Raw genomic sequence first — 7,596 nt, 5'->3', positions numbered from 1 at the left:
CGGGGGCCTCATCGCCCCTCGCCTCCCGCGCCGTCGCCGACGGCCGCCAGGACCGTCGGGGCGAGCTCCGTGACGTCGCCCGCCCCGACCGTGAGCACGAGGTCGCCCGGGCGCGCGAGCCGCCCCGCCGACCGGGCCGCCTCGACCCGGTCCGCCACGAAGGACGCAGCGGGGTGCCCGGCGGCGGCGAGCCGGTCGGTGAGCAAGGCACCCGTCACCTCCGGGTCGGGATCCTCCCGTGCCGCGTAGACGTCTGTGACGACGACGACGTCGGCCGCGGCGAGGGCCGCGGCGAACTCGTCCGCGAAGGTCCGGGTACGGGAGTACAGGTGCGGCTGGAACAGCACGACCACCCGGCCGTTCCCGGCGACCGGGCGCGCGGCCGCCAGCAGGGCGGCGACCTCGGTGGGGTGGTGCGCGTAGTCGTCGACCACCCGGACGCCGTGCGCGCTGCCGCGGTCCTCGAACCGGCGCCCCGTGCCGTGGAACAGGGCCAGGCCCGCCGCCGCGACGTCCGGGGCCACCCCGAGCAGCCGCGCGGCCGTCCAAGCCCCCGCGGCGTTGAGCGCGTTGTGCGACCCGGGCACGGCGAGGTCGAGCCCGACGACCTCGCCGTCCGGCCCCGTCACGGACACGGACCCGCCGTCGGCGGTCGCGGTCCACGGGCCGACCCGGACGTCGGCGTCGGGCGCCGTGCCGTAGGTGCGCACGCGGACGCCCGCCTCCCGGGCGGTGGCGGCGAGGCGACGCGCGCCGTCGTCGTCCGCGCACGCGACGAGCCAGCCGCCCGGCTCGACGCGGCCGGCGAACCGGACGAACGCCGCCTCGAAGGCCTCGCGCGTGCCGTAGTGGTCCAGGTGGTCCGGCTCGATGTTCGTGACGACGGCGACGTGCGGCCGGTACGCGAGGAAGGAGCCGTCCGACTCGTCGGCCTCCGCCACGAGGACGTCGCCCGTGCCGTGCCGGGCGCCCGCCAGGGCGTCCGCGGCGGCCGGCTCGAGGCCGTCGGTCGTCAGCACCGTCCCGCCGATGGCCCAGGACGGGTCCAGGCCCGCGTGCAGGAGCGTCACGCCGATCATCGCCGACGTCGTCGTCTTGCCGTGGGCGCCGGCGACGGCCACGGCCCGCCGGTCGTCCATGAGGGCCGCCAGGGCCTGGGACCGGTGGAGCACCGGGATCCCCCGCTCTCGGGCCCGGACCAGCTCGGGGTTCGTCGGGCGGATCGCGGTCGAGACGACGAGGGTGTCGGCGTCCTCCACGTGCGCCGCCGCGTGGCCCACGTGCACGCGGACCCCGGCTGCGCGCAGGGCCGTCGTCGTCGCGCCCTCCTTGGCGTCCGAGCCGGACACCGTCACCCCGCGGGCCCGCAGGAGCGCGGCCACGGTCGACATGCCGGCTCCGCCGACGCCGACCAGGTGCGTCCGCCCGAGGTCCGCCAGCCGCAGGCGCTCGCTGCCGTCCGCATCCGTCACGTCGCCACGTCCTCGATCAGGTCCGCCACGCGGGCCGCCGCGTCGACGACGCCGACGGACGCGGCCGCCTGGGCCATCTCCGCGAGCCGACCGGCGTCGGTGACGAGCGGGAGGACGTCGTCGCGGACCCGGTCCGCGGTCATCTCGGCGTCCGCGACGAGGAGCCCGCCACCCGCGTCGACGACCGGGCGGGCGTTGAGGCGCTGCTCCCCGTTGCCGATCGGCAGCGGGACGTAGACGGCGGGGATGCCCAGCGCGGCGAGCTCGGACACGGTGCCGGCACCGGCACGGGCGACGACCAGGTCCGCCACGGCCAGGGCGAGGTGCATGCGCGTCAGGTACTCACGGACCTGGTACCGCCCGGCCTGGGCGGTGAGGCCGGCGCGCGCCGCCTGCGCGACGGCGGCCCGCACGGGCTCGGCCTTGTCGCGCCCCGTGAGGTGCAGGACCTGGACGCCGGCGCGGAGCAGGTCCGCGGCCGCGCCGGACACGGCCTCGTTGAGGCTCCGGGCCCCGAGCGAGCCGCCGGTGACCAGCAGCGTCGGCAGGTCGGGGTCGAGCCCCAGCTCGGCGGCGGCGCGCTCCCGCTCCCCGACCGGGTCGGCGGCCCGGCCCTCGGCCAGGGCCAGGACGTCCGGCCGCAGGGGCAGCCCGGTGACCTGGGCGTTGCGCAGGGGCGTCCCGGGGAACGTCACCGCGACGGCGGCGGCCCACCGCGCGCCCAGCCGGTTGGCGAGCCCGGGTCGCGCGTTCTGCTCGTGCACGACGACGGGGACGCCACGTCGCCGCGCCGCCAGGTACGCGGGGGTGGCGACGTAGCCCCCGAAGCCGACGACGACCCGGGCGCCGCTGGTCTCGATCGCCGCGTCGGCGGCGTCGACCGCGTCGCGCAGGCGCGACGGGAACCGGAACCAGTCCGCCGTCGGGCGGCGCGGGAACGGCACGCGGGGCACGGTCACGAGCTCGTAGCCGTGCGCGGGGACCAGGTCGGCCTCGAGCCCCTCGGCCGTGCCCAGGACGACGATCCCGGTCCGGTCGTCCCGGTGGCGCAGCTCGTCGGCCACCGCGAGCAGCGGGTTGACGTGCCCCGCGGTCCCGCCGCCGGCGAGGAGGACGGACTCAACCACGGGCACCTCTGCGGGACAGGACGGCCAGGGACCGGCGGACGGTGACGGCGCGCGCGGACAGCGCCTCGGCGGCGCCCGGCTCGTTGCGGGCGAACGCGAGGAGGACGCCGAGGGCGAGGAGGGTCGTCACGAGGGCCGAGCCGCCCGCGGAGACGAGCGGGAGGGGGACGCCGATGACGGGGAGCAGCCCCACGACGACGCCCATGTTGATGACGGCCTGCCCGATGATCCACGCCCCGATGGCACCTGCGGCGACCTGGACGAACGGGTCCGTGTGCCGGCGCACGACGCGGGTGACCCCGACCGCGAGCACCCCGAAGAGCGCGACGACGAGCAGGGTCCCCGGCAGGCCCAGCTCCTCGCCGATGATGGCGAAGATGAAGTCGTTGTGCGCCTCGGGCAGGTAGGACCACTTCTCGGTGCTCTCGCCGAGGCCGACCCCGGTCCAGCCGCCGGACGCCAGGGCGATCGCCCCCCGGAAGGGCTGGTAGCAGGCGCCCTGGGTGTCGCAGTCCCCGGAGAAGAACGAGGTGATGCGGCCGACCCGGTTGTCGTTGGTCATCGCGAGCGCCGCGACCCCCGCTGCCGCGACGAGACCTGCCAGCACGAGCATCCGGATCGGCACGCCCGCCACGAACAGGGCGCCCGCGACGAGGACGAGGACGACGATCGCCGTCCCGAGGTCCCGCCCGTAGAGCACGAGGGCGAGGACGGCGCCCGCCCCGATGACGGCGGGCACCACGACGTGCTGCCAGCGGTGCAGGAGGTGCCGCTTCGTCGCCAGGACCGCGGCCAGCCAGACGGCCAGGGCCAGCTTGGCGGCCTCCGAGGGCTGGGCCGTGAAGCTGCCGAGGCGGAACCACGCCCGGTTGCCGCCGACCTCGTAGCCGAACGGGATGACGAGGAGCTGCAGGGTGAGCGCCAGGCCGAGCGCCGGCCAGGCGATCCGGCGGTAGAACCGGACGGGCAGCAGGCTCGCGACCACCGCGAGGGGGACGCCGACGAGGGCGAACCGCGCGTGGTTGACGAAGATCGCGTACGGCGACTGCCCGCCGGTGGCGCTGAGCGAGTCGATGCTCGAGCTGGACAGCACCATGACCAGGCCGATGGTGAGCAGGAGCGTCGTGGCCCCCGCGACGAGGTAGTAGCTCGTCACGGCGCTGTCCCACGCGCCACCCGCACGGCGCCGCCGCGGGGCGGCCTCGACGTCGTGGGTCCCGACCGCTGCTGCCATCACGGCCCTCAGCCGGTCGCGTCCAGCGCGCGGACGGCCGCGGCGAACGCGTCGCCCCGGTGCGCGTAGGAGTCGAACTGGTCCATGGAGGCGCACGCGGGCGCGAGCAGCACCGTGTCACCCGGCTGGGCCTGGGCGCGGGCCTGCGTCACGGCGTGGGTCATCACGGAGCCAGTGTGTGCCGGGTCCACGATCGACACGGGGATTCCGGGCGCGTGTCGGGCGAGCGCCTCCGTCCACGGCTCCTGGTCCGTGCCGATGAGCACGACCGCGCGCAGGCGGTCCGCCCGCTGGGCGACGAGCTCCTCGAAGCGCGCGCCCTTGGCCAGGCCGCCCGCGATCCACACGACCGTGCCCGGGGCGGCCGGCCCCAGGGACGCCGATGCCGCGTGCGCGTTCGTCGCCTTGGAGTCGTCCACGTACGAGACGCCGTCGACGACCGCGACCACCTCCCGACGGTGCGCCCCGGCCCGGTACGCCCGCAGGCCGTCGCGCACGGCCGACGCCGGGACGCCCTGCGCCCGGGCGAGGGCCGCGGCCGCCAGCGCGTTGGTCACCACGTGGGGCGCGAGCTCGCCGTCGGGGCCGGCGAGGTGGCGCAGGTCCTCGAGGGTCCCGAGCTCCGCCGCCGAGCGCTGCCGTGCGGGGTCGTCGAACGGCAGGTGGAACGACCGGTCCACGAGGATGCCGTCGACGACGCCGAGCTGCCCCGGCGCGGGCGCGCCGAGGGTCACGCCGACCGCCCGGGCACCGTCGGCCACGTCGGCCTGCTCGACCATCCGCTCGAGCGCCGGGTCGGCCGTGCCGTACACGCACGCCACCTCGACGCGCTCGTAGATGCGCGCCTTCGCGGCCGCGTACTGCTCGAAGGAGCCGTGCCAGTCCAGGTGGTCCTCGGCGACGTTGAGCACGGCCGCGGCGCGGGCGGCCATCGTGTGCGTGAAGTGCAGCTGGAAGCTGGACAGCTCCACCGCGAGCACGTCGTGCGTGGGGTCCGTCGCCGCCTGGACCACCGGCGTCCCCACGTTGCCGACGGCCGGGGCGTCGAGGCCCGCGGCCGCGAGGACCGAGGCGAGCATGCTCACGGTCGTCGTCTTGCCGTTCGTCCCCGTGACGACGAGCCACGGCGCCGGACCGCCGCCCGCGGCGCGGTCCACCCGGACCTGCCACGCCAGCTCGACCTCGCTCCACACCGGGACGCCCCGCCGGACCGCGGCGGCGAGCACGGGGTGGTCCGGGGCCCAGCCCGGCGAGGTGACGACGAGGTCGAGGCCGGCCAGGTCGACGTCGGCCGCGTCCCGCAGGTCCGCGTCCGGGGCGTCGTCGTCGAGGGTCGTCACCACGGCACCGCGCTCGCGCAGCACCTGGGCCGCGGCCCGGCCGGAGACGCCGAGCCCGGCGACGAGGACGCGCGCGCCGGAGAGCTCGACGGGGCCGGTGGCGTCCGCCATCAGCCCGCCACCCACTCGGCGTAGAAGACCCCGATGCCGGCGGCGACGAAGAGGCCCGCGATGATCCAGAACCGGATGACGATCGTGACCTCGCCCCACCCGGACAGCTCGAAGTGGTGGTGCAGGGGCGCCATCTTGAAGACCCGGCGGCCGGTCATCTTGAAGAAGCCGATCTGGATGACGTCGGAGAGGACGACGAGGACGAAGAGGCCACCGATGATCGCGGCGAGGATCTCCGTGCGGGACAGGATCGACAGGCCGGCGAGCGCACCGCCGAGGGCCAGCGACCCCGTGTCGCCCATGAAGATCTTCGCCGGGGACGCGTTCCACCACAGGAACCCGAAGCAGGCCCCGGTGATCGCCGCGGCCACGACGGCCAGCTCGAGCGGGTCCCGCACCTCGTAGCAGCGCGGTCCCGCCGACGCCAGGGAGGAGCAGCGCTGGTTGAACTGCCACACCCCGACGATGACGTAGGCGCCGAAGACGATGAGCGACGTGCCGGTCGCGAGCCCGTCCAGGCCGTCGGTGAGGTTCACGGCGTTGGACCAGGCCGTGATGAGGAAGTTGGCCCAGAGGACGAAGAGGATGAGCCCGAGCGTCGCCCCGGCGAACGCGAGGTCCAGGTTCGTGTCCCGGATGAAGGAGATCTTCGTCGAGGCGGGGGTCCGGAAGTTGTCGTTGGGGAACTGCAGCGCCGCCACGGCGAAGGTGACGCCGACGAGCCCCTGGCCGACGATCTTCCAGCGGGCGCGCAGACCCAGGCTCCGCTGCCGGGAGATCTTGATGTAGTCGTCGAGGAACCCGACGAACCCCAGGCCGGTCATGAGGAACAGCAGCAGCAGCGCGGACGCACTCGGCACGTTCCCGGTGATGATGCTCGAGCCGGCGAACCCCAGCAGCGTCGCGCCGATGATGACGACGCCGCCCATCGTCGGCGTCCCGCGCTTGGTGAAGTGCGCGGTCGGCCCGTCCTGGCGGATGAACTGCCCGTACTGGCGGCGCACCAGGAACCGGATGAACAGCGGCGTGCCCAGGAGCGCGATGACCAGCGCGAGCCCGCCCGACAGGAGGACGGCGATCATCGAGGCGCCTCCGCGGGCATCCCGTCGTCGGCCCCGGTGAGCAGGTCCCCGAGGCGCCACAGCCCCGATCCGTGCGAGGACTTCACGAGCACCACGTCACCGGGCCGCATCTCCTCCTGCAGCCACGCGTACGCCGCCTCGACGTCGGGCAGGAGCCGCGACTCCTCGCCCCAGGACCCCTCCTGGAGGGCACCCATGTGCATGGCGCGGGCGCCCTCGCCGACGACCACCAGGCGGTGGATGTCCAGGCGCACGGCGAGCCGGCCGACCGCGTCGTGGGCCTCGACGTGCTCGTCCCCGAGCTCGAGCATCTCCCCCAGGACCGCGATGCTCCGCCGCCCGGCCCGGGCCCGCACGGCCAGCGCCTTGAGCGCCGCGCGGACCGAGTCCGGGTTGGCGTTGTAGGAGTCGTCGATGACCGTCACGCCGTCGGGGCGCTCGACCACCTGCATGCGGTGCGGGCTCAGGGCCGTCGCCTCGCCGAGGCGCTCGGCCACCTCGCCGACCGTGAGGCCGAGCGACAGGCAGCAGGCGGCGGCGGCGAGCGCGTTGGTGACGTGGTGCTCGCCCACGAGGCGCAGGTGAACGTCGGCCTCCACCGGGCCGGCGGGCTCGCCCGTCCGGTCGGGAGCGCCCGGCAGGTCGCCCACGACGAGGCGGAAGCTCGCCCGGCCCTCCGGGTCCAGGCGCACGTCCGTGGCGCGGACGGCGGCGCGCTCGCTCTCGCCGAAGAAGACGACCGGCCCGGGCGAGAGCGGGGCCATCGCCCGGACCCGCGGGTCGTCGACGTTGAGCACCGCGGTCCCCCCGGGGACGAGCCCCGTGACGATCTCGCTCTTGGCCTGCTGGATCGCCTCGACCCCGCCGAACTCGCCGAGGTGCGCGGAGCCGACGACGAGCACGGCCGCCACGTCCGGCGCCGCGATGTCCGTGAGGTAGGCGATGTGCCCGAGCCCGCTCGCCCCCATCTCCAGGACGAGGAACCGCGTCCGGGTGTCCGTGCGCAGGACGGTCAGCGGCAGGCCGATCTCGTTGTTGAAGGACTTCTCCGGCCACACGGTCGGGCCCGAGGCGGACAGGACCTGCGCGAGGAGGTCCTTCGTCGTGGTCTTGCCGACCGAGCCCGTCATGGCGACGACGCGGAGCTCCCCCGTGCGCCGCAGCCGGCCCAGGACGCCGCGGGCCAGGGCGCCCAGCGCGGCCACGACGTCGTCGACGAGGACGACCGAG

The 7,596-nt window shown here is 75.6% G+C and carries 6 protein-coding genes; all 6 read right to left on the bottom strand.

Going from position 1 to position 7,596, the window contains the following annotated elements; all coding sequences use genetic code 11:
- Positions 1 to 8 precede the first annotated feature (8 nt).
- Positions 9 to 1,391 (bottom strand): UDP-N-acetylmuramate--L-alanine ligase, encoded by a 1,383-nt coding sequence (gene murC, locus N866_RS13255; RefSeq protein WP_216699450.1) that lies wholly within the window; start codon positions 1,389 to 1,391, stop codon positions 9 to 11.
- 77 nt (positions 1,392 to 1,468) lie between these two features.
- Positions 1,469 to 2,599 carry an undecaprenyldiphospho-muramoylpentapeptide beta-N-acetylglucosaminyltransferase gene (gene murG / locus N866_RS13250; RefSeq protein ID WP_216699449.1) on the bottom strand — a complete coding sequence of 377 codons (1,131 nt, stop codon included), beginning with the start codon at positions 2,597 to 2,599 and terminating at the stop codon, positions 1,469 to 1,471.
- On the bottom strand, positions 2,592 to 3,833 hold the full coding sequence (ftsW, locus tag N866_RS13245; RefSeq protein WP_034227107.1) for a putative lipid II flippase FtsW: 1,242 nt from the start codon (positions 3,831 to 3,833) through the stop codon (positions 2,592 to 2,594). The genes murG and ftsW overlap by 8 nt, the downstream gene beginning before the upstream one ends.
- Before the next feature lie 8 nt (positions 3,834 to 3,841).
- The gene (gene murD / locus N866_RS13240) at positions 3,842 to 5,284 is read right to left on the bottom strand and encodes a UDP-N-acetylmuramoyl-L-alanine--D-glutamate ligase (protein WP_034227110.1); all 1,443 of its coding nucleotides are present in this window, start codon (positions 5,282 to 5,284) and stop codon (positions 3,842 to 3,844) included.
- On the bottom strand, positions 5,284 to 6,366 hold the full coding sequence (gene mraY, locus N866_RS13235; protein ID WP_034227105.1) for a phospho-N-acetylmuramoyl-pentapeptide-transferase: 1,083 nt from the start codon (positions 6,364 to 6,366) through the stop codon (positions 5,284 to 5,286). The genes murD and mraY overlap by 1 nt, the downstream gene beginning before the upstream one ends.
- A partial coding sequence (locus N866_RS13230) for a UDP-N-acetylmuramoyl-tripeptide--D-alanyl-D-alanine ligase (protein WP_034227103.1) occupies positions 6,363 to 7,596 on the bottom strand: 1,234 nt, incomplete at its 5' end. The genes N866_RS13230 and mraY, both read right to left, overlap by 4 nt.

Source organism: Actinotalea ferrariae CF5-4 (genome assembly GCF_000603945.1).
Taxonomy (GTDB): domain Bacteria; phylum Actinomycetota; class Actinomycetes; order Actinomycetales; family Cellulomonadaceae; genus Actinotalea; species Actinotalea ferrariae.
The sequence above is the reverse complement of the archived record's forward strand: the minus strand, read 5'-3'. Positions and strand labels throughout refer to the sequence as shown.